General features: G+C 72.6%; 17 protein-coding genes. All 17 read right to left on the reverse strand.

The features are described from left to right. Positions 1-5: 5 nt before the first annotated feature. The 17 genes from MCBG_RS09825 to MCBG_RS09905 all read right to left on the reverse strand — a co-directional run bounded on the left by MCBG_RS09825 (position 6) and on the right by MCBG_RS09905 (position 20,313). Positions 6-1,004, reverse strand: coding sequence for an LLM class flavin-dependent oxidoreductase (locus tag MCBG_RS09825; RefSeq protein ID WP_043325196.1), 999 nt, complete (start codon positions 1,002-1,004; stop codon positions 6-8). Continuing rightward, entirely contained in the window at positions 1,001-1,330 is a 330-nt protein-coding gene (locus MCBG_RS09830) for a TIGR04076 family protein (protein ID WP_043325197.1), read from the reverse strand. The genes MCBG_RS09825 and MCBG_RS09830 overlap by 4 nt, the downstream gene beginning before the upstream one ends. Next, positions 1,327-2,331, reverse strand: coding sequence for an NADPH:quinone oxidoreductase family protein (locus MCBG_RS09835; RefSeq protein ID WP_043325198.1), 1,005 nt, complete (start codon positions 2,329-2,331; stop codon positions 1,327-1,329). Before MCBG_RS09835 ends, MCBG_RS09830 begins: the two co-directional genes overlap by 4 nt. Continuing rightward, complete coding sequence (locus tag MCBG_RS09840; RefSeq protein ID WP_043325199.1) at positions 2,328-2,741, reverse strand: nuclear transport factor 2 family protein; 414 nt, start codon at positions 2,739-2,741, stop codon at positions 2,328-2,330. The genes MCBG_RS09835 and MCBG_RS09840 overlap by 4 nt, the downstream gene beginning before the upstream one ends. After that, positions 2,738-4,003 carry an amidohydrolase family protein gene (locus MCBG_RS09845; RefSeq protein WP_043325200.1) on the reverse strand — a complete coding sequence of 422 codons (1,266 nt, stop codon included), beginning with the start codon at positions 4,001-4,003 and terminating at the stop codon, positions 2,738-2,740. Before MCBG_RS09845 ends, MCBG_RS09840 begins: the two co-directional genes overlap by 4 nt. Then, positions 4,000-5,670: a hydantoinase B/oxoprolinase family protein gene (locus MCBG_RS09850; RefSeq protein WP_043325201.1), complete on the reverse strand. Its 1,671-nt coding sequence runs from the start codon at positions 5,668-5,670 to the stop codon at positions 4,000-4,002. Before MCBG_RS09850 ends, MCBG_RS09845 begins: the two co-directional genes overlap by 4 nt. Further along, positions 5,663-7,351, reverse strand: a complete 1,689-nt coding sequence (locus MCBG_RS09855) for a hydantoinase B/oxoprolinase family protein (protein ID WP_043325202.1) — start codon at positions 7,349-7,351, stop codon at positions 5,663-5,665. Before MCBG_RS09855 ends, MCBG_RS09850 begins: the two co-directional genes overlap by 8 nt. Further along, entirely contained in the window at positions 7,348-9,399 is a 2,052-nt protein-coding gene (locus tag MCBG_RS09860; RefSeq protein WP_043325203.1) for a hydantoinase/oxoprolinase family protein, read from the reverse strand. Before MCBG_RS09860 ends, MCBG_RS09855 begins: the two co-directional genes overlap by 4 nt. Then, a complete protein-coding gene (locus tag MCBG_RS09865; RefSeq protein ID WP_043330407.1) occupies positions 9,396-11,429 on the reverse strand; it encodes an ABC transporter ATP-binding protein in 2,034 nt (677 codons plus the stop codon). The genes MCBG_RS09860 and MCBG_RS09865 overlap by 4 nt, the downstream gene beginning before the upstream one ends. Positions 11,430-11,431: 2 nt before the next feature. After that, positions 11,432-12,319, reverse strand: a complete 888-nt coding sequence (locus tag MCBG_RS09870) for an ABC transporter permease (protein ID WP_043325204.1) — start codon at positions 12,317-12,319, stop codon at positions 11,432-11,434. Further along, a complete protein-coding gene (locus MCBG_RS09875; RefSeq protein ID WP_043325205.1) occupies positions 12,319-13,329 on the reverse strand; it encodes an ABC transporter permease in 1,011 nt (336 codons plus the stop codon). Before MCBG_RS09875 ends, MCBG_RS09870 begins: the two co-directional genes overlap by 1 nt. Before the next feature lie 15 nt (positions 13,330-13,344). Then, entirely contained in the window at positions 13,345-15,000 is a 1,656-nt protein-coding gene (locus MCBG_RS09880) for an ABC transporter substrate-binding protein (protein ID WP_043325206.1), read from the reverse strand. A 310-nt stretch (positions 15,001-15,310) separates the two neighbouring features. After that, the gene (locus tag MCBG_RS09885) at positions 15,311-16,099 is read right to left on the reverse strand and encodes an ATP-binding cassette domain-containing protein (protein WP_043325207.1); all 789 of its coding nucleotides are present in this window, start codon (positions 16,097-16,099) and stop codon (positions 15,311-15,313) included. Then, the gene (locus MCBG_RS09890) at positions 16,099-17,355 is read right to left on the reverse strand and encodes an alanine racemase (protein WP_043325208.1); all 1,257 of its coding nucleotides are present in this window, start codon (positions 17,353-17,355) and stop codon (positions 16,099-16,101) included. Before MCBG_RS09890 ends, MCBG_RS09885 begins: the two co-directional genes overlap by 1 nt. A gap of 19 nt (positions 17,356-17,374) precedes the next feature. Continuing rightward, on the reverse strand, positions 17,375-18,355 hold the full coding sequence (locus MCBG_RS09895) for an ABC transporter permease (protein WP_030499606.1): 981 nt from the start codon (positions 18,353-18,355) through the stop codon (positions 17,375-17,377). After that, entirely contained in the window at positions 18,356-19,321 is a 966-nt protein-coding gene (locus tag MCBG_RS09900; protein WP_043325209.1) for an ROK family protein, read from the reverse strand. It abuts the gene before it with no gap. Beyond that, entirely contained in the window at positions 19,321-20,313 is a 993-nt protein-coding gene (locus MCBG_RS09905) for a phosphotriesterase family protein (RefSeq protein WP_043325210.1), read from the reverse strand. Before MCBG_RS09905 ends, MCBG_RS09900 begins: the two co-directional genes overlap by 1 nt. Positions 20,314-20,331: the final 18 nt, after the last annotated feature.

Genomic DNA, 20,331 nt, shown 5'->3' on the forward strand with positions numbered 1-20,331 from the left:
CGCGCTCACCTGCGCAGCAGGGGCAGGACGGCGGAGCCGAGCAGGTCCACGCCGCGCTCGTCGGTCAGGCCGTGCGGCGTACCGAACTCGACCCGGCGCACGCCCGCGTCGATGAGCGCCTGGGCCTGCGCGGCGACCTGCTCCGGGGTGCCGGAGAAGGCGAACCGGTCCAGCACGTCGTCCGGGATCAACCGGCCCGCCGCCTCGTCCTCGCCCGCGTCGACCAGGTCGCCGACGCGCTTCACCAGGTCGTCGGGGAGCACGACGGTCGGATCCAGCTCCGCCACCACGGCCAGGTACATGGCCACCTCGGTACGGGCCTTGGCGCGGGCGGCCGCGCCGTCGGTGTCGACGACCGTCACCGCGCCGAGCACGATGCCGACGTCCGCCACGTCGCGCCCGGCCTTCTCCGCGCCGGTCCGCAGCCGCTCGCGGATCACCGGGACCATGTCCGGGTTGGCGCTGCCGCCCACCTTGATCTCGTCGGCGATCCGGCCGGCCAGCGCCGCGCCCTGCGGACCCCACGCGCCCAGGAGCAGCGGCGGGTCGGGCCGCTGCACGTCGTAGCGCAGCGCGGTGCCGGCCTCCAGCGAGAAGACCTTTCCGGTGAAGCCGCTGCGGTCGCCGCGCAGCAGGCGGTAGACGACCTGGACGGCCTCCTCGATGGTGGTCAGCGGCCGCGGCTGCGGCAGGCCGACCGAACCCAGCCAGGTCCCCCGGGCCAGGCCGAGGTAGGCCCGCCCGTGCGAGGCCAGGTCCAGGGCGGCGAGCTGACCGGCGATCTCGTACGGGGCCATCGAGTACGGGTTCAGGCAGGCCGCGCCGAGGCGTACCCGTTCGGTCGCCTGCGCCATCTCCAGCAGCGGGAAGATCGGCGGCTGGTACATCAGGTCGCCGAAGACGGTGAGCACGTCGAAGCCGTGCGCCTCGGCGGCGCGGGCCAGCCGGGCGTACGCGCCGGCCGGCTTGTCGCTCTGCAGGCCGAGTCCGATCTCGACGGTCATGTCAGGTCCGCCGAGTTCATCGTGCGCCGGCAGGTCCGTTCCACCTTCATGACGAGCCGCTCCTCCGGGTCGGGGCAGATGAAGTGGGAGTCCTGGGCCAGCCAGTCCCCCGGCGCCAGGTCACGCTGCTTGGCGGCGAGGAAGGGCAGCACGGACGCGAGCGCGTACACGCAGAAGTGCTTGCCCTCGGGCAGCCGCAGGTGGGCGCTGTTGGTCAGCTCGAAGGAGTCGCCCACGGCCATGCCGCACACCGACCGGCCCTCGATCCGGTCGACTGTCACCTTCAGGTCGTAGATCTCCATGTCGCCGTCGGCGGTGTCGCTCACGGCCCCTCCCCTTCGTCGATCCGTACGATGATCTTGCCGGTGGTCCGGCGTTCGGCCAGCTCGGTGAGCGCCGCGGGCGTCTCGTCCAGCGACACGACGCGGCTGACCGGCGGCCGGACCGCGCCGGAGGCGCACATGTCGAACAGTTCCTGGTAGGCGGCCTCGACCGCGGACGGGCGCTGCCACGGGTACTGCGAGCCCCAGGACAGGCCCACCAGCGTCGCGTTCGCCGCCATCAGCCGCAGCGGATCGACGGGCGGCGGCGCGCCACCGGCAGCGCCCACCGCGACCAGGCGGCCCTCGAAGGCGAGGCACTCCCAGGAGCGGGCGAACACGTCGCCGCCCACCGGGTCCACCACGACGTCCACGCCCCGCCCGCCGGTGGCCTCCCGCACGGCGGCCACGAAGTCCTCCGCCGTGTAGTCGATCGCCACCTCGGCGCCCTGGTCGCGGCAGATCGCCGTCTTGACCGGGCCGCCGGCGGTGGCGAGGACCCGGGCGCCGCGGGCGACCGCGAGCTGGATGACGGAGATGCCGACACCGCCCGCGCCGGCGTGCACCAGCACTGTCTGCCCGGCGGTGACGCCCGCCCGCTCCAGCGCGAACCACGCGGTCTGGTAGGTGACCGGCAACGCCGCCGCGGTGACCGGGTCGACGGTGGACGGCCGCGGCACCACGACCGCGGCGTCCACTGTCACCGTGGTGCCGAGCGCGCCGCGCGGCAGCGCCGGGCAGGCGAGCACCTCCTGACCCAGCAGGTGCCCGGCCCCGTCGCCGGCGGCGACGACCCGCCCGGCCGCCTCCACCCCCGGCGTCATCGGCGGGTCCGGACGCACCGGGTACTCGCCCCGGCAGAGCATGACGTCCAGGAAGTTCAACCCGACCGTACGGACGGCGAGCCGCACCTGGCCGGGGCCGGGCGGCGGGTCGTCGGGCAGCTCGGCGACCGACAGCACGTCCGCCGGCTCACCGGTCCGCTCGGCGACCAGCCGCCGGATCATGCCGCGCCCACCGGTTCCCGGACCAGCTCGGCGTGGTGGTGCACGATCACCCAGCGGCCGTCGACCCGGCGCACCACATCGGTGACCCGGGTGATCTCCGGCTCGTCGTCCGGGCCGAGCTGCGCGACCAGCTCGTACCGGGCCACGCCGAAGTCGTCCCACACGTCGATGCGCTTGCCCCGCGCGGCGAGCACCGCCAGCTGGGGCCGCTGACCGGCGGCGTCCCGCTGGGCGCGGTACTCGTCCAGCTCGGCCCGGGTCCGCAGCGGTCCCGGCAGGTGCGTCTCCCAGGTGGTCACCTCGGGGTCCAGGTGCGTGTCGAACCGCTGCTGGTCCCCGGCGAGGAACGCGTCGTACATGTCGTCGATGCCGGCGGCGATCTCCGCCGCGCCTGCCTGCGCGAAGGTCATCGCGTCTCCTCCTGGTTGCGGTCGTCGCGGGCGATCTGCCCGCCCTTCATCACCCACCGCACGTCCCGGAAGGCCGAGGTGTCGGCCAGCGGGTCGGCGTCCGTCGCGATCAGGTCGGCCAGCTTGCCGACCTCGACGGTGCCGAGGTCGGACTCCGCGCCGAGCCACCGGATCGGGCCGAGCGTGCCGGCGTGGATGGCCCGGGCGGCGCCGATCCGCTCGGACATGTACTCCAGCTCCCGGATCGAGGCGGTGGTGCCCTCGAACTCCCAGAACGGGGGCATGTCGCTGCCGAGCAGGACCTCCACCCCGGCGGCGATCGCCATGTCGAAGCTCTCCAGGTGCCGGGGGCCGGCGCCGAGCGAGCGGCACTGCATCCACTCCGGCACGCCCAGCTCGTCGAAGAACTCCTTGCAGCGGGTCACCAGCAGCGTCGGCACGAGCGCCGTGCCGCGCTCGGCCATCCGCGCCGCGACCTGCGGGGTGAGCTGGTAGCCGTGCTCCACGCAGTCCAGTCCCAGCTCGACCGCCGCGCCGATCACGTCGGCGGGCCCGGCGTGCGCGGTCACCTTGCGGCCCCACGCGTGCGCCGTCTCGATCACCGCCGTCATCTCGTCGGCGAACAACTGGGGCGTGTGGATGCTCTCGTGCTCACCGGCGATGCCGCCCGAGATCATCACCTTGATCAGGTCCGCGCCGGCCTTGATCTGGCTGCGCACGCCGTGGCGGAAGCCCACCGGGCCGTCGCACTCGAGCGTGTCGTTGCTCTCGTGCCCGTGCCCGCCGGTGCACACCAGCGCCCGGCCCGCGGTGTAGATGCGCGGACCGGGGACCCGCCCGGCGTTGATCGCCCGCCGCAGCGCGAAGTCCGCGTGGTCCTTCTCCGCGACGCAGCGCACGGTGGTCACGCCGGAGTGCAGCGTGCGCCGCGCCCCGTCGGCCATGTAGTGGGCGAGGTCGTACGCGCCCATCCCCTTGACGCCCTCGCCGGCGGAGCCGGGCAGCGACAACGAGAAGTGGGTGTGCATGTTGACCAGGCCGGGCGTCACGTAGGCACCGTCGAGGTCCACCTCGGTCAGCCGGCCGGCGGCCCGCGCCTGCTCGGCCACCTCGGCGTACGGCCCGACGGCGGCGATCCGGTCACCCCGGACCCACACCCCGGCGCCGGTCACCGGCGCCATGCCGTCCACCACGCGGGCGTCGAGCACTGTGCAGTTGCCGAGCAGCGTGCTCGGCTGCTCGGGCGAATAGGCGGCACTCACGCGATCACTCCATAAACGTCTCGGGCGGCCCGCGCGGAGACGTAGCCCTCGGCCACGTCCCGTCGCACCGCCTCCGGATCCCGACTCCCCGGGTCGCCGTGCCCGCCGCCACCGGCGGTCAGCAACGTCACCCGATCCCCCACCGCCACCGCGGTACGCCGTGTGCTCACCCGGTGCTCCCGGTCCGTGCCCGGGAAGACGATCACCTGGTTCGGCTCCGGCTGTGCGCCGCCGGCCAGCGCCCACGGCGCGCTCTTCGTCTTCTTGATCACCGTCAGGAACTCGCCGGGCGTCACGAACCGGATGTCCCGCCGCAGGCCGCAGCCGCCCCGGAACCGGCCCGCGCCACCGGAGTCGGTACGGATCTCCACCCGCTCGAAGAACATTCCCGTCTTCGACTCCAGCACCTCGACGGGCGTGTTGCGCGCCTGGGTCTGGCACAGGTGGTTCGCCGGCCCGATCCCGTCGTGCCGGGGCGTGCCGCCCCAGCCGACCGGGTCGTTGTTGCTGACCGCGAACATGTCGCCGGTGTCCGGGTGCCGGCCGACCATCATGAACCCGGGCACGTCGCCGCCGGAGGAGGCGGCCAGCCGGTCCGGCATGCCCTGGGCCAGCGCCTTGAGGATCAGCTCCAGTGCGACGGTGCCGGTCCACTGGGTGAACGTGGCGGCCGGGTACTGCGCGTGGAACAGCGTGCCGGGCTCGGCGCGTACCCGAAGGGGCTCGAAGTGCCCGGCGTTGGTCTGCTCGTGCGGCGTGGTGACGCCCTTGAACGCGACCCGGCAGGTGGCGATGGTGGCGCCCAGCGGCAGGTTCACCGGTCCGGGCACCGCCGGCGACGAGCCGGTGAAGTCCACTGTGAACTCGCCGTCGGCGACGGTGACGGTGACCCGCATGAGGATCGGGTCGTCGCTGACGCCGTCGTCGTCGAGCCAGTCCTCGGCGGTCCAGCTGCCCTGCGGCAGCGCGGCCACCGCCTCCCCGGCGCGCTGCGCGGCGACGTCGATCACCCGGTCGATCACCGCGTCGACCACTGCGGGGCCGTAGTCGCGGTACAGCTCGGTCACCCGCCGCTCGCCGGTACGCAGCGCGGCGATCTGCGCGTTGAGGTCACCGATGACCAGTTCCGGCATCCGCGAGTTGAAGCGGATCAGCTCGAGGATCTCGCGCACCGGCTCGCCCCGGTCGTACACCTTCGTGCCGGGGAAGATGATCCCCTCCTGGTGCATGTCCGTGGAGTCGAGCACGTACCCGGGGTCCTTGGCGCCCAGGTCCATCCAGTGCGCCCGGATGCACAGGAAACCGATCAGCTCCTCGCTGTCCGGCAGGACGACCGGCGCGAACATCGTCGCGTCGTACGTGTGCGCCGCGTTCCAGTACGGGTAGTTCAGCAGCACCACGTCGCCGCGGCGCAGGTTCTCCCGGCCGACGTACTCCACGCCCTTGCGCAGCGAGTAGTCGTTGGCGCCGAGGAAGCGGGACAGCCCCGTGGACTCCGCGACCAGCCGCAGCTGCCGGTCGTAGATGGAGATGCCGAAGTCGTACACCTCGTAGATCACCGGGTTGAACGCGGTGCGCACGAGCGCGGCCCGCATCTCCTCGGCGGCCGAGACGAGATGGCTGCGGACGACCTCGACGGTTGCCCCGTCGACCGTCGGCTCACCCATCGACGTCCACTCCGTAGACGTCCCGGGCCGCCTCCCGGGAGACGTAGCCCTCGGCCACGTCCCGCCGTACCGCCTCCGGGTCGCGGCTGCGCGGGTCGCCGTGCCCGCCGCCACCGGCGGTCAGCAGCGTGACCCGGTCGCCCGCGGCCACCACGGTGCGCTTGGTGCTCACCCGGTGCTCGCGGTCGGTGCCCGGGAAGACGACCACCTGGTTCGGCTCCGGCTGCTCGCCGCCGGCCAGCGCCCACGGCGCGCTCTTGGTCTTCTTGATCACGGTCAGGAACTCACCGGGCGTCACGAACCGGATGTCGCGGCGCAGGCCGCAGCCGCCCCGGAACCGGCCCGCGCCACCGGAGTCGGCGCGGATCTCCCAGCGCTCGAAGAACATCCCGGTCTTGGCCTCCATGACCTCGATCGGGGTACCCCGGCCGGTGCTGCCGGAGACGTGCGTGGCGGCGTCCATGCCGTCGTGCGTCGCGGTGCCGCCCCAGCCCACCAGGTCGTTGTTGCTGACCGCGAACATCTTCCCGGTGTCCGGGTGCAGGCCGACCATCATGAAGCCGGGCACGTCGCCGCCGGAGGAGGCGGGCAGCAGGTCCGGCATGCCCTGGGCCAGCGCCTTGAGGATCAGCTCCACCGCGACGATGCCGGTCCAGAGCGTGAACGTGGGCTGCGGGTAGACGGCGTGGAACAGGCTGCCCGGCTCGGCCCGCACCTCAAGCGGCGCCACGGTGCCGGCGTTCGACGGCTCGTCCCGCGACGTCAGCGACTTCAGCACGACCTTGCAGATCGCCTCGGTCGCGCCGAACGGCATGTTGATCGGGCCGCGGGTGGCCGGGGCCGAGCCGGCGAAGTCGACGATGAAGCGCCCGTCGTCGATGGTGACGGTGACGCGCATCTTCACCGGGTCGTCGGTGATGCCGTCGTCGTCCACCCAGTCCTCGGCGGTCCAGGTGCCCTGCGGCAGCGTCGCCAGCGCCGCGCGGGCGCGGGCCTCACCGTCGGCGATGATCCGGTCGATCGCCTGGTCCACGGTGTCCCGGCCGAACTTCTCGATGATCTCCAGCATCCGGCGCTCGCCGGTGCGCAGCGCGGCGATCTGCGCGTGCAGGTCACCGAGCACCGCGTCGGGCATCCGCGAGTTGAAGCGGATCAGCTCGTGGATCTCGCGCACCGGCTCGCCCCGGGACACGACCTTGGTGCCCGGGAAGATCAGCCCCTCCTGGTGCATGTCGGTCGAGTCGAGCACGTAGCCCGGGTCCTTGGCGCCCAGGTCCATCCAGTGCGCGCGGACGCAGAGGAAGCCGACCAGGTCGCCGTCCGCGTCCGGGTCCGCCTCGTCCGGCCGGAACACCGGGGCGAACAGCGTCGCGTCGTACGCGTGCGCCGCGTTCCAGTACGGGTAGTTCAGCAGCACCACGTCGCCGCGGTGCAGGTTCTCCCGGCCCACGTACTCCACGCCCTTGCGCAGCGAGAAGTCGTTCGCGCCGAGGAAGAACGTCAATCCGGTGGCCTCGGCGACCAGCCGCAGGTCGGCGTCGTACATCGACAGGCCGAAGTCGTGCACCTCGTAGATGACCGGGTTGAACGAGGTACGGATGAGGGTGGCCCGCATCTCCTCCGCGGCCGACAGCAGATAGCTGCGGACGACCTCGACCTGGGCTCCGTCCAGCGTGGTCATGCGGCTTCCTCCAGGGTGACGAGCAGGTATCCGTGGTCGTCGACGGTGACCCGCTGGCCGCTGGGCACCACAGTGGTGGAGGTGCCCTCGTCGATCAGCGCCGGTCCGTCGAAGGTGTCGCCCGGCTCCAGGCGGGCCCGGTCGTAGACCGCGAACGGCACCACCGCGTGCTGCCCGAAGTCGTAGGCGTCGCGGTGCGTCAGCAGCGCCTGCGACGGGTCGCCGTCGCCGCGCGGCAGGGTCTGCAGCTCGGGCCGGTCGGTGCGCCCGATGCCGCGCACCCGCAGGTTGAGGATCTGCAGCGGGTTGCCCATGGTGTGGCCGTACCGGGCGCGGTGCGTCTCGTCGAACGCGGCGCGGATCGCGTCGCGGTCCAGCTCGCGCCCGACGGTGACCATCAGGCTGTGCTCCTGGCCCAGGTAGCGCAGCTCGAACTGCCGCTCCAGCACCGCCTCGCCGGCCGGCACGCCCTGCGCCACCAGCGACGCGACCGCCTCGGCCTCGACGGCCTTGAACAGCTGCTCCAGCTCCGCCAGGTCGGCGTCGTCGAGCGTGGCCATCACGGTACGGCTGAAGTCGTTGACGATGTCGGCGGAGAGCATGCCCCAGGCGGAGAAGCCGGACGGCGCGAACGGCACGATGACCTCGCCGATGCCCATCTCGCGGGCCAGCAGCGGGGCCAGCAGCGGCCCGGCGCCGCCGAACGCGAGCAGCGCGAACTGCCGGGGGTCGTGACCCCGCTCGACGGTGATCTGGCGGACCGCGCCGACGGTGCGGGCCAGCAGCACGTCGAACACGCCGGCGGCCGCGTTCTCCACGGTGAGGCCGAGCGGCTCGGCGAGTTGCTCCTGAATTGCGGCGCGCGCCTCGGCGTCGCGCAGGCCCATGGTGCCGGCGAGGAAGCGCTCCGGGTCCATGTAGCCGAGCACCACAGCGGCGTCGGTGACCGTCGGCTTGGTGCCGCCCCGGCCGTAGCAGACCGGGCCGGGGTCGGCGCCGGCGCTCTGCGGGCCGACCTTGAGCAGGCCGTGGTCGAGCCAGGCGATCGAGCCGCCGCCGGCGCCGATGGTGCGGATGTCGTACGTGGGGATGAGCAGCGGGAAGTGCTCCAGCTGGGCCTCGTACGCGGCGACCGGGTTGCCGCGCTCGATCACGCAGGCGTCCAGCGAGGTGCCGCCGATGTCGAACGTGAGCACGTTGTCCCGGCCCAGCTCGGAGGCGACGTACGCGGCGCCGACGATGCCGCCGGCCGGGCCGGACAGCACGGTGTGCGTGGGGGCGGTCTTGGCGACCGCGCTGGTCATCGAGCCGCCGCCGGACCGCATGATCAGGAAGCGCCCGGCGAAGCCGCGCTCGGCCAGGCCGGACTCCAGCTCGTCGACGTACCGCTCGAAGATCGGCCGGATGTACGCCTCCAGCACCGTGGTGCTGGTCCGCTCGTACTCCCGGTACTCGCGCACGATGTCCGTCGACAGCGACAGGCTGACCTCGGGGAACTCCTCGTGGATGAGGCGCGCGGCCTCCCGCTCGTGGCTCGGGTCGAGGAACGAGTGCAGGAAGCAGATGGCGATCGAGGTGACCTGCTGGTCCACCACGAGCGTGCGCGCGGCCGCCCGGACGCTGTCCGGGTCCAGCGGCTCCACCACCCGGCCGCGGTAGTCGAGCCGGCCCCGCACCCCGGCGGTGAAGCGGCGCTGCACCAGGCTCTCCGGCCGCTGGTACTGGAAGTCGTACATGTGGTCGGACGGCACGTTGCCGCGCCCGATCAGGAAGATGTCCCGGAAGCCCTCGTTGGTGATGATTCCGGTACGGCCACCGCGACGCTCCAGCACCGCGTTGAGGCCGAGCGTGGTGCCGTGGATGAACAGCTCCACCTCGGACAGGTCGGTGCCGAGCGCGCTGATCGCGTTGAGGACACCGTCCGCGGGCCGGGCCGGGGTCGTCGCCGCCTTGCGGAAGCGGACCCGGTTGGTGCGCGTGTCGAGTTCCATGGCGTCCACGAAGGTCCCGCCGATGTCGACGGCGAGCCGGATGGGGCGACGGGTCATGGCGTGACAGCCTGCCTTCCGATGAGGGCGGGAAGCTCGGGAACGCGCCAGCAGGCGGCCCGGCTCTCGCCGTACGACTGAAGCTCCTGCTGCTCCGATCGGCACCGGTCGGTGACGAACGGGCACCGGGCGGCCAACGGGCACCCGGTTGCGGCGTCGGCTTCCTCCAGGTCCTTGACCAGCTCGACGGCCTCGCCGTCGGACCCGGCCGTCCCGCCGAGGCGGGGGGCGCTGCCCAGCAGCGCGCGGGTGTACGGGTGCCGGGGCGTGTCGAAGACGACGTCCACCGGACCCTCCTCGACCACCCGGCCGAGGTAGAGCACCACGACGCGGTCGGCGAAACCGCGCACCGTGGCCAGGTCGTGGGAGATGAACACCGAGGCGCGGTCGGCGTCGGCGGCCACGTCGGCGATCACGTCGAGGATCTGCGCCTGGACGGTGACGTCCAGGGCCGAGGTCGGCTCGTCGAAGACGATCAGGTCCGGCTCGCCGACCAGGGCGCGGGCGATGCCGATGCGCTGGGCCTGGCCGCCGGACAGCTCGTGCGGGTACCGCTGCAGGATCGAGCGGTCCAGCTCCATCCGGTCCAGCACGGCGGTGACGCGCTCCTCCCGCTGGGCCGGGGACAGGCCCGCGGCGCGCAGCGGCTCGGCGATGGAGTCGCCGACGGGACGGCGCGGGCTCAGCGAGCCGATCGGGTCCTGGAACACCAGCTGGGCGCGGGTCCGGGCCCGGCGCAGCGCCCGGCCGCGCGGGCGCGGCCGGCCCGGCTGCTTGACCAGGGCCTGTCCGGCGACGGTGACGGTGCCGGAGGTGGGCGCGACCAGGCCCATGACGAGCTTCGCGAGGGTGCTCTTGCCGCAGCCGCTCTCGCCCACCACGCCCAGCGTCTCACCCGGTGCGAGCCGCAGCGTGACGCCACGCAGCGCGTGGTGACCGCCGGAGCCGAACCGGCTGCGGTAGACGACGTGGGCGTCCTCGATCTCCAGCACGGCGGGCTTCGGGTCCGCAGCCGCCGGCTGGGCGTCGCCCGCGTCCGGTGTGTGCGACGTGGACGGCAGGTCGGCGTCGAGCGGCCGGGTCTGCGGGTGGAAGCAGGCCAGCGACCATTCGCGGCCGCCGGGGATCGGCTGGGTGCCGGGCCGCCGGGACGAGCAGGTGCGGTCGGCGTGCGCGCAGCGGGCGACGAACGGGCAGTTCTCCGGCGCCTCGGTGAGCAGGGGCATGGCGCCGGGGGTGGCGACGACCGGCCGGCCGCCGACGTCCGGCACCGACCGCAGCAGCGCCCGGGTGTACGGGTGCGCGGGCTCCCGCAGCACCTGCGCGGCCGGGCCGCTCTCCACCACCGTGCCGGCGTAGAGCACCACCACCCGGTCGCAGACCTCGGCGATCGAGGCGAGGTCGTGGGAGATCAGCAGCACGCCCCGGCCGTCGGTGTCGGCGGCGTGCCGGAACTGGCGCAGGATCTCCCGGGTCAGCGTCACGTCCAGGCCGGTGGTCGGCTCGTCGGCGATCAGCAGGTCCGGCGCGCAGCCGGTGGCCAGCGAGATCATCACCCGCTGGGCCATGCCGCCGGACAGCTCGTGGGCGTACGCGTCGAGCCGCCGCTGCGGGCTGCGGATCCCGACCGCCTCGAACAGCTCGCGCGCCGCCTCCCGGGCCCGGTCGCCGGACATGTCCTGGTGCGTGGCGAGCCGGTCGACGAGCTGCTTGCCGATGGTGCGGGTGGGGCTGAGCGCGCCGCGCGGGTTCTGGAAGCAGATCGCCACCCCGCGTCCGCGGTGGGCGGCGAGCGCGGCGTCGTCCATGCGCAGCACGTCCGAGTCGCCGCACAGCACCCGGCCGGTGGCGTGCGAGCCGCCGGGCAGCAGCCCGACGATGGCGCGGGCCACCATGCTCTTGCCGCCGCCGCTCTCCCCGACCAGGCCGACGACCTCACCGGGGCGTACCGCGAAGGTGACGCCGCTGAGCGCGGCCACCTGCCGGCCGGGTCGCCGGATGGTCACCGAGAGGTTCTCGATCGACAGCATGGTCACCGCCGCTTCGCGTTGGCGCGGTCCTGCAGGCCTTCGCCGAGCAGGCTGAACCCGAGGACGCAGACGAACAGGGCCAGGCCGGGTGGGACGGAGGTCCACCAGCGGCCACCGACCACGTCCGCGGCGCCCAGGCTGATCATGGCCCCCCACTCCGCCTCGGGGATGCTCACGCCCAGGCCGAGGAAGGAGAGCCCGGCCAGGGTGAGCATCGCCCAGCCGCAGTTCAGCGGCGCGATCACCCGGACCGGGGTGAGGCTGTTGGGCAGCAGGTGCCGCCAGAGCACGCCCACCGGCGACGCCCCGGAGGTGATGGCGGCGTCCACGAACGGCAGTTCCCGCAGCGACCGCACCTCGGCGCGGACCAGCCGGGCGTACGCCGGCGCGTTCACCGCCGCGATCGTGATGATCAGGTTGATCGTGCCGTTGCCGAGCAGGGCGGCGACCGCCAGCGCCAGGATGAACGTGGGGAACGACTGGAAGATGTCGACCACCCGCATCAGCACGTCGTCGAGCCAGCCGCCGAAGTAGCCGGCGACCAGGCCGAGCAGCGTGCCCACGACCACCGCGAGCGCCACCGCGGCCAGGGCGATGCCCAGGTCGAGCCGGGCGGCGTAGAGCACCCGGCTCCAGATGTCCATGCCGTTGCCGTCGGTGCCGAGCAGGTGGTTGCCGCCCGGCGCCACCAGGGTGTTCGCCTGGTCGATCTCGGTCTCGCCCCACGGGCTCAGCAGCGGCGCGAACACCGCCACCAGCGCCACCACCGACAGGATGGTCGCACCGACGATGATCATGCGGCGGGCGAACCGGCTGTCCCGGTCGCCGCCGGCGACGACCACCGGCGTCTGTGCGGAGTCGCCGCTGACGGCGGCGCGCAACTCGGCCATCAGAGCCTCACTCTCGGGTCGAGGATCGCGTGGACCACGTCGGCGATGAGGAACACCAGCACGTAGCACAACGCGATGACCAGCACCGACGCCTGAACCACCGGGTAGTCCCGGTAGAGCAGGCCGCGCAGGGCCCACTGGCCGAAGCCCTGCCACGAGTACACGTACTCGACGAGCACGGTGGAGCCGATCGCCGTGCCGAAGACCAGCGCCGCCAGTGACGGCAGCCGGACCAGCGTCGCCCGCAGCAGGTAGCCGTAGTGCAGCGTGCGGTCGCGCAGCCCGTGCGCCTTCGCCGCGGCGTACGACTCCGAGTGCAGCACCTCCAGCGCGGAGGCCCGGACGCTGCGCAGCAGCGGCGCGACCACGCCGACCACCAGGGTCAGCACGGGCAGCACCAGGTACGCCGCGGCGGAGGCGATCGCCGGGCCGTTGGCGGTGAGCACGGCGTCGACGAGATCGGCCCCGGTGAGCGGGGTCAGGTTCGTGTCCGGGTCGACCCGCCCGTTCGGCGCCGGGAACCAGCCGAGGATGCTGTAGCCGACCAGCACCAGCACCAGGCCGAGCCAGAACTCGGGGATCGAGTTGCCGACCAGGGCGAACATCCGCACGCTGTGGTCACCGACCCGGTTGGCCCGTTTGGCCGACCAGATGCCCAGGACCGTCGCCACGACGAGCGCGATGCTCACGGCGATGACGACGAGTTCCAGGGTGGGCCCCACCCGGAGCGCCATCTCCGATCCCACGGAGTTGCCGCTCTGGATGGAGGTCCCGAAGTCACCGGTGACCAGTCCCCTGAGGTAGTCGAGGAACTGCTGCCACAGCGACTGGTCCAGCCCGAAGCGGGCCCGGGCGGCGGCGGCGTCCTCCTCGGTGGCGTTCTGCCCCAGGATGCTGCGGACGGGGTCGCCCGGCAGCACCCGGACCAGGAGGAACGCCAGGACGACCACTCCGAGCAGAACGGGGATCAGCTGGAGCAGTCGCCTGACGACGAAGCGGAAGATTCGCATGGGCGGTTGACGTTCCTAGGCCGACGCGCTCAGGTAGCGCAGGCGGGCGAGGCCGTCCATCGGCTGCACCCAGCCGGCGACGGACTCCCGGACGGGCAGGTTGAAGTTGGGCTGGCAGATGACCACCCACGGCACGTCGGCGGCGAGGATCTCCTGGACCCGCTTCCAGAGCGCGTTGCGGGCGGCCGTGTCGACGGTGGTGTGCGACTTCTCGTAGATCTGCTCGATCTCCGGGTTGCTGTAGTTGGAGTAGTTGAGGTTGGCGCCCTTGACGAAGCTCGTCGCCAGCATGTACTCGACGTCGTCCACCCAGAGCTGCCCGGAGGTGATCTGCAGCGGGATGTTCTTCTTGGTCCGCCGCTCACCCAGGGTGGCCGGGTCCAGCGGGGTCAGCTTGAGCCGGATGCCCGCCTTCGCCGCCTCGCTCTGCACCTGGACGGCGATCTTCTGCTGCTCCTCGTTGTCGGCCTCGAAGACCAGCTCGGAGTCGAGCGACGACCGGCCGGCGGCGGCCATGGCGGCCTTCGCCTTGTCCAGGTCGTAGGTGAACGGGTAGCCGCTCTCGTCGTAGCCGGGCATGTCCAGCGGGACCGGGCTCTTGGCCGCGCGGGCGTCGCCGCCGTACACGTTGTTGATGATCTGCTCGTAGGGCACCGCGTACGCGAGCGCCTTGCGCACGTTCACGTCGTTGAACGGCGCGGCGGTCACCGACATCTGGATCGCGACCTGGCGGTTGCTGGCGGCCGAGATGACCTTGATGCCCGGGGCCTTCTTGAGGTCCTGGATGTCGCGCTGGCTGATGCCCAGCGCGATGTCGATGTCGCCGGCCTGCAGCTGCAGCCGCTGGTTGGACGCGGCCGGCACGACCGAGATCCGGATGGTCGGCGTCTTGGCCGGGTCCGGGCCCGGGTAGTCGGTGTTCGCGCTGAGTTCGATCTCCTGGCCCTGGGTGGCCTTGGCAACGTTGAAGTAGCCGCCGGTCGGCGGGTTCTTCGCGAACCACTCCTTGGCCCAGGGGTCGCTGGAGCTGGCGCGCTTCTTCGCCTCGACCGAGTCGAAGACGTACAGCGAGATCGCCTGGATCTGCCGGGTGAGCGCGCTGGGGAAGGCCTGGTGGAACTCCACCGTGTAGTCGTCGACGACCTTGACCTGGTCGGCGCTGGTCAGGCCGATGGTGCGGTAGACGCCGGCGACGTTGGCCTGGGCGGCGAACGCGCGGTCCTTCGACCACTTCACGTCCGCGGCCTTCATCTCGTTGCCGCTGGCGAACTTCACGCCGCGGCGCAGCTTGAGCGTCCACACCTTCTGTTCGGCGTCGGGCTCGAAGGACTCGGCGAACGTGGGGGTGATGTTCTGGGTGTCGAGGATCTGGCTGCCGCCGGCGTTGGTGACGCCGTAGTCGATCAGGTATGGGAAGACGTTCTTGTAGAGCATCAGCGCGGTCAGGTCGAAGCCGACGAAGTCCTGGTCCCAGCTCGACAGGTAGCTGGAGACGGCGATGCGCAGCGTCTTGGCGGCGGCGCCGCCGGACTTGCCGTCGGTGGACTTGTTGCCGCTGTCCGCGGCGCAGGCGCTGGTGGCGAGCAGGAGCGCGACGCCACCCCCAAGCTGCAGGACGCCGCGGCGGGAGAGCGCGGGCGAGGAGGCGCCCGGACGGGGTGAACGAGCCATGAGAAGTCCTCCTAGAAGCACGAGGCAGATGGCCCGAGCAGCGGACCTATCAGGAGTTCTACCGGATTTAGCAGCAGTGAACAATAGGGTGAACGGCGTTCACTGAGCCCTCATGGACTCGGCTTGATAACGCTCCCGAACTGCGAGACAACGCACGAAGCCGCGTTCACACAAGTTCACACGACCGTTACGCACGAGCCGTCCGCCATCGGCGTTGATCATGGAGTGCCGCCCCGCGAACCGGACGCGGAACGCCGATGACCCCGGGAGGGACACCCGGGGTCATCGTGCGCGCGGCCGGCCGCGCGGTTCAGGGGCGGGCGGTCTCCTCGGAGGCGCCGGTGATCATCGAGACGATCTCGTTGCGGCTGGTCCCGGTGATGCCGCGGACGCCGACCTGGCGTCCCCGGCGCAGCACCGCCACCCGGTCCGCGATCCGGAACACCTGGTCCAGGTTGTGGCTGACAACGAGCACGGCGGCGCCCCGCTCCCGCAGCTTCAGGATCAGCTCCTCCACCTTGGCGGTCTCGGCCACGCCCAGCGCCGCTGTCGGCTCGTCCATCAGCACCAGGCCGCTGGCCCAGTGGGTGGCGCGGCAGATCGCCACCGCCTGCCGCTGGCCGCCGGACAGGTCCCGGATCGTCGCCTTCGCGCTGGGGATGCGTACGTCCAGCGCGTCCACCAGATCCTGGGTCTCCCGGGCCATCCGGCGCCGGTCGAGCAGGCGCAGCGGGCCACGGGTGAGTTCCCGGCCCAGGAACATGTTCATGTAGACCGGCTGCGAGTCGGCCAGGGCCAGGTCCTGGTAGACCACCTCGACCCCCTGCCGGCGGGCGTCGGAGGCGTCCCGGAACGTCACCGGCCGCCCGTGCATCTCCAGCTCACCCTCGGTCGGCTGGTACACGCCGGAGATGATCTTCACGAGGGTGGACTTGCCGGCGCCGTTGTCGCCGACCAGGGCGGTGATCTCCCCGGCGGCCAGTTCCAGGTCGAAGCGCTCGATCGCCACGACGCCGCCGAACTGCTTGCGGATGCCGCGCAACCGCAGCGCCGGGGCGCCCGCCCGGGTCGCGTCGTCCTTGTGGGTGACGGTGCTCATCATGCCCTCCCTGCGCGGCGAGCCGCCTGGATGCCGGGGCCGTCGCCCGCGGCGGTGTCCTCCAACCTGATCGGCGCCGAGCCGTCGGCGGCGTACACCCCGGCCACGGCCGGCGCGCCGGACCGGATGCCGGTCACGCCGGCGGTCAGCGCCCGGGTGACGAACGCCTGCGGCCGGAAGCCGAACAGGACCGTGTCACCCGGGGCGCACCCCGGCGCCGCGCTGACGTCGGCCATCGCGTAGTAGTCGATCGCCTCCGGCGCGGGCATCTCCACGTCGACCAGGTAGGCGTCGTCGAGACCACCGCCCCGGGGCACGATCAGCGCCCGGGTGCCGCCCAGGCCGAGCACCGGGTCGACGTAGAGGCCGCCACCGAAGACGTACGCCCGACCGTCCCACAGGTGCGACACCTCGCTGACGTAGAGCACGGCGGGCTCCTCGACCAGGTCGGTCACCGCGTGCCAGGGCGTCGTGCCGGTGAGCCCGTGGCCGGGCTCGACCTGCGTCACGCCCGCCTCGGCCAGCGTGGCCAGGATCGCCGTCGACGTCGTACCCGGGGCGTTGATCTCGACGTGCGACCGCCCGGCGGCGCGCAGCGCGGCGGCAGCGCGTCGCAGGGTGCCGAGGTTGGGCGTCGGCACGACCCGTCCGGCGGCCGTGTCGAACAACTGGGTCGGGAAGCTGGTGACACCCGCGAACCGGGCGCCGGGAAGGGCGTCGAGCCGGTCGGCGACCGCGACGATCTCGTCGGCCGCCCAGCCGCCCTCGTGGCCCCGGTAGAAGCGGTCGCCGGGCGCGGCGATCCGGGCGAGCAGCGCCTGCTCCCGCCCGGCCGCCGCGCTCGCGCCCGCCGCCTCGGCGGCCTTGGCGTCGTTGAAGACCGTCCAGTACGCGGGCGCGAGCGCGGCGGCGACCGCCGCCTCGTGCCGGGGGATCTGCACCAGGTGACCGAGGTGACCGATGCCGAGCCCGCCGTGCCGGTCGGCGAGCGCGCACTGGAGGTCGACGCCGACCGCCTCGGTGATGCCCGCGTCGCGGACCGTCCGGCAGAAGTCGGGGTTGCGCCCGACCTGCTTGGTCATCGCGTAGACCGACAGACCGAAGCGGTCGGCCTCGCGGCGGATGGCGGCGGCGTTCGCCGCGACCGTGTCGAGGTCCAACGCGTAGGAGTTCGCCGGCAGGTCACCGCTGTCGTGCAGGTGCGCGGCGGCGGCGAGCAGGCCCGGATTGCGGCGTCGCAGCAGGTCCAGAAACATGCGGTTGCTTCCTTCCGGGTCAGCTTCGCCGCTCGCGCAGCGAGAGGGAGACGGCCACCAGGATGATCGCGCCGCGCGCCATCATCTGCTGGGACACGGACAGGCCGGCCAGGATCAGGCCGTTGTTGAGCATGCCCATCAGCAGGCTGCCCAGCACCGCGCCGACGATCGAGCCCTTGCCGCCGAAGAGGCTGGTGCCGCCCACGATCACGGCGGCGATCACGGACATCAGGTCGGCCTCGCCGAGGGTGTACCGGGCGCCCTGGAGGCGTCCGGCGTACAGCAGGCCGGCCAGGGCGGCGCACATCGCGCTGCCCATCAGCACCATGATCTTGACGCGGATCACCTTGATGCCGCTGACCCGGGCCGCCGCCACGTTGTCGCCGATGGCGAGCGTGTGCGCGCCGTACCGGGTCTGGCGCAGCACCAGGTACCCCACCACCGCCGCCGCCACCGACCAGAGCACCAGCCCGGGGATGCCGAGGATCTCGCCCTGGCCGAAGAAGGAGAGGAACGCGTCGTTGCTGACCGGCACCGACTGCAGGCCGGTGACCTCGCGGGCCAGGCCCGCCACCGCGCCCATGGTGGCGAGCGTGACCAGGAAGGAGGGCAGCCGGACCAGGGTGACGAAGACGCCGTTGACCAGGCCGACCGCCGCGCCGGCGGCGAGACCGGCGGCCACCCCGAGCAGCATGCTGTCGGTCTCCCGCAGCGTCACCGCGCCGACCAGCGCGGAGAGCGCGACGACCGAGCCGATCGACAGGTCGATCTCGCCGGCGGCCAGCACGAAGACCAGCCCGACCGCCATGATCGTGATGGGCGCGGTCTGGATGACGATGTTTGTGAGGTTGCTCGTGGTCAGGAAGCCGTTGCTGCCCTGGGTGACGGCGAAGAACAGGAACACGACCGCGAAGCCGATGTAGACCACGTAGTCGCGCCAGTTGATCCGGCGCCAGGCCGGGGCGGCGCTGGTCTTCACCGCCGCATCGGTGTGGGTCATCTATCGTCCCTCCGCTGTCTGGAAAGAGGTGGTCGTGCCGTCGTGGACGCCGGCCTCCCGGCGGGCCACCGCGACGGCGCCGAGCAGGCCGGCCCGGTCGCCGAGCAGGCTGGTCTTGATCAACGGAACGCCCGTGCTCAGCGCGGCGACCCAGCGCCGGACCGGCTCGACGAGCTCGGTCCGGGAGCCGATGCCGCCGCCCAGGATCACCGCCTCCGGGTCCAGGACGGCGGTGACCGCGACGACCGCCAGGGCGATCAGCCGGGCCTCCTCGTCGATGGCCGCCAGCGCGACCGGATCGCCGGCGGCGGCCCGGTCGAAGACGTCGGGCACGCTCGCCTGCTCGCCGGACACCGCCCGGTACCGGGCGGCGAGGGCGGCGCCGGCGACTGCCTCCTCCAGCGCGCCCTTCACCTGGTTGTCCGGGTCGAACGGGTCGGTTCCCAGCGGCAGGTAGGAGATCTCCCCCGCCGCGCCGCGCGCGCCCCGGACCAGCTCACCGTTCAGCACGATGCCCATGCCGACTCCGGTGCCGACCGCCACGAACACGAAGTGCCGGTGGGTACGCCCGCTGCCCAGCCACCGCTCCCCGGCGGCGGCCATGTTGACGTCGTTGTCCAGCACGACCGGGTGCCCCAGGCGGCGGGTCAGCTCGGCCCGCACGTCGAGCGCCTCGAGGTCGGAGACGTTCGGCGACAGCTCGATCGCGCCGGTCGCCGGGTCGGGCACGCCGGGCAGGCCGATCGCGCTGGCCCGCACGTCGGACCAGTCGACGCCGGCCCGGGCGGCCAGTTGGCGCAGCAGCGTGTCGATCTGCGCGGCCACCGCCGTGCCGCCCCGGGGGTCGGTCGGCTGCACCTGCTCGCTCACGACGAGACCGCCGAGGTCGGCCAGCGCGGCCCGCAGCTTGGTGCCGCCGAGGTCGACGCCGGCGACGTAGCCGGACGGACGCGGATGCGCGGCCATCAGCCGACCGTCAGGAGTCGGGCCGGGTTGGCCGCCAGCATCTGGTCGATCGCCTCCGGCGGCACACCGAGGCGGGTGAGACCCGGCACGATCTCCCGGCCGAGGTAGGAGTAGCCGAGCCGGCCGTGCGTACGCGGGTTCAGGTACGCCTCCGCGCCGGTCAGGTCCATCGAGAGCAGGATCCGGTCGGCGTACCCGTCGCGGACCAGCCCGGCGAGCATGTCGAGCCGGGCGCGGTCGGGCCGGTGGTACGCCCGCTTGCCGAACTCGCCCTCCGGCGGATTCTCCGGCAGCGGGGCGAGCACGAAGTCCCAGAACTGCTTGCCGAGCGTGTCGAAGGCGATGTTGACGCCGGTGGCCAGCACCGCCCGCAGGTAGTCCGGGTCCGGGTTGATGTCCAGGTGGCCGATGACGACGCGGGAGGGGTCCATCTTCTCCTCGCGCAGGATCTCGACCTGCTCCAGCGCCATGGTGCCGTGCGTGGTGTGCGTGTTCAGCGCCAGGCCGGTGGCGACGGCGGCGCGGGCGGCGGCACGCAGGCACTTCTCCTCGTGCGCGGTGATCTCGTTCAGCCCGGTGGCCTGCTCGCCGAAGATGCCGACCTTGATCCCGGTGTCCCCGACACCGACGGTGGCGTCGGCGACGAAGCGTTCCCGCATCTCGTCGACGCTCGCGCGCAGCGCCCAGCCGGGCGAGTACGGCTCCAGGTAGATCGCCGATCCGGCGACCACGTGCAGGCCGGTACGCAGTGCCACCTCGCGCAGCAGCGTCACGTCGTGACCGACCACCTCGTACGGGGACAGGTCCACGATCGTGCCGAAGCCCAGCTCGGGCAGGTCGCGTACCGCCCCGGCGGCGAGGTCCGCGCGGTCGTCGGCGACGCCGCCGGACAGCCACGGCCCGGGCACCAGCGCGCCGAGGTGCTCGTGACTCAGCACCCGGCCGAGCGACTCGGGAGGCACCGGTCCGAGGACTGTCTGGACGTACCCCATGTGCTTCTTCCTCTCGTC

This window comes from Micromonospora sp. M42, assembly GCF_000568915.1.
GTDB lineage: Bacteria > Actinomycetota > Actinomycetes > Mycobacteriales > Micromonosporaceae > Micromonospora > Micromonospora chalcea.

What these genes read in the sequence shown, in the direction of transcription:
- MCBG_RS09900 (WP_043325209.1), bottom strand. Translation starts at nt 19,321, where the DNA reads ATGGCCGCGCATCCGCGTCCGTCCGGCTACGTCGCCGGCGTCGACCTC.
- MCBG_RS09850 (WP_043325201.1), bottom strand. Translation starts at nt 5,670, where the DNA reads ATGGGTGAGCCGACGGTCGACGGGGCAACCGTCGAGGTCGTCCGCAGC.
- MCBG_RS09880 (WP_043325206.1), bottom strand. Translation starts at nt 15,000, where the DNA reads ATGGCTCGTTCACCCCGTCCGGGCGCCTCCTCGCCCGCGCTCTCCCGC.
- MCBG_RS09835 (WP_043325198.1), bottom strand. Translation starts at nt 2,331, where the DNA reads ATGATCCGGCGGCTGGTCGCCGAGCGGACCGGTGAGCCGGCGGACGTG.
- MCBG_RS09855 (WP_043325202.1), bottom strand. Translation starts at nt 7,351, where the DNA reads ATGACCACGCTGGACGGAGCCCAGGTCGAGGTCGTCCGCAGCTATCTG.
- MCBG_RS09905 (WP_043325210.1), bottom strand. Translation starts at nt 20,313, where the DNA reads ATGGGGTACGTCCAGACAGTCCTCGGACCGGTGCCTCCCGAGTCGCTC.
- MCBG_RS09895 (WP_030499606.1), bottom strand. Translation starts at nt 18,355, where the DNA reads ATGACCCACACCGATGCGGCGGTGAAGACCAGCGCCGCCCCGGCCTGG.
- MCBG_RS09890 (WP_043325208.1), bottom strand. Translation starts at nt 17,355, where the DNA reads ATGTTTCTGGACCTGCTGCGACGCCGCAATCCGGGCCTGCTCGCCGCC.
- MCBG_RS09870 (WP_043325204.1), bottom strand. Translation starts at nt 12,319, where the DNA reads ATGGCCGAGTTGCGCGCCGCCGTCAGCGGCGACTCCGCACAGACGCCG.
- MCBG_RS09865 (WP_043330407.1), bottom strand. Translation starts at nt 11,429, where the DNA reads ATGCTGTCGATCGAGAACCTCTCGGTGACCATCCGGCGACCCGGCCGG.
- MCBG_RS09840 (WP_043325199.1), bottom strand. Translation starts at nt 2,741, where the DNA reads ATGACCTTCGCGCAGGCAGGCGCGGCGGAGATCGCCGCCGGCATCGAC.
- MCBG_RS09885 (WP_043325207.1), bottom strand. Translation starts at nt 16,099, where the DNA reads ATGAGCACCGTCACCCACAAGGACGACGCGACCCGGGCGGGCGCCCCG.
- MCBG_RS09875 (WP_043325205.1), bottom strand. Translation starts at nt 13,329, where the DNA reads ATGCGAATCTTCCGCTTCGTCGTCAGGCGACTGCTCCAGCTGATCCCC.
- MCBG_RS09860 (WP_043325203.1), bottom strand. Translation starts at nt 9,399, where the DNA reads ATGACCCGTCGCCCCATCCGGCTCGCCGTCGACATCGGCGGGACCTTC.
- MCBG_RS09825 (WP_043325196.1), bottom strand. Translation starts at nt 1,004, where the DNA reads ATGACCGTCGAGATCGGACTCGGCCTGCAGAGCGACAAGCCGGCCGGC.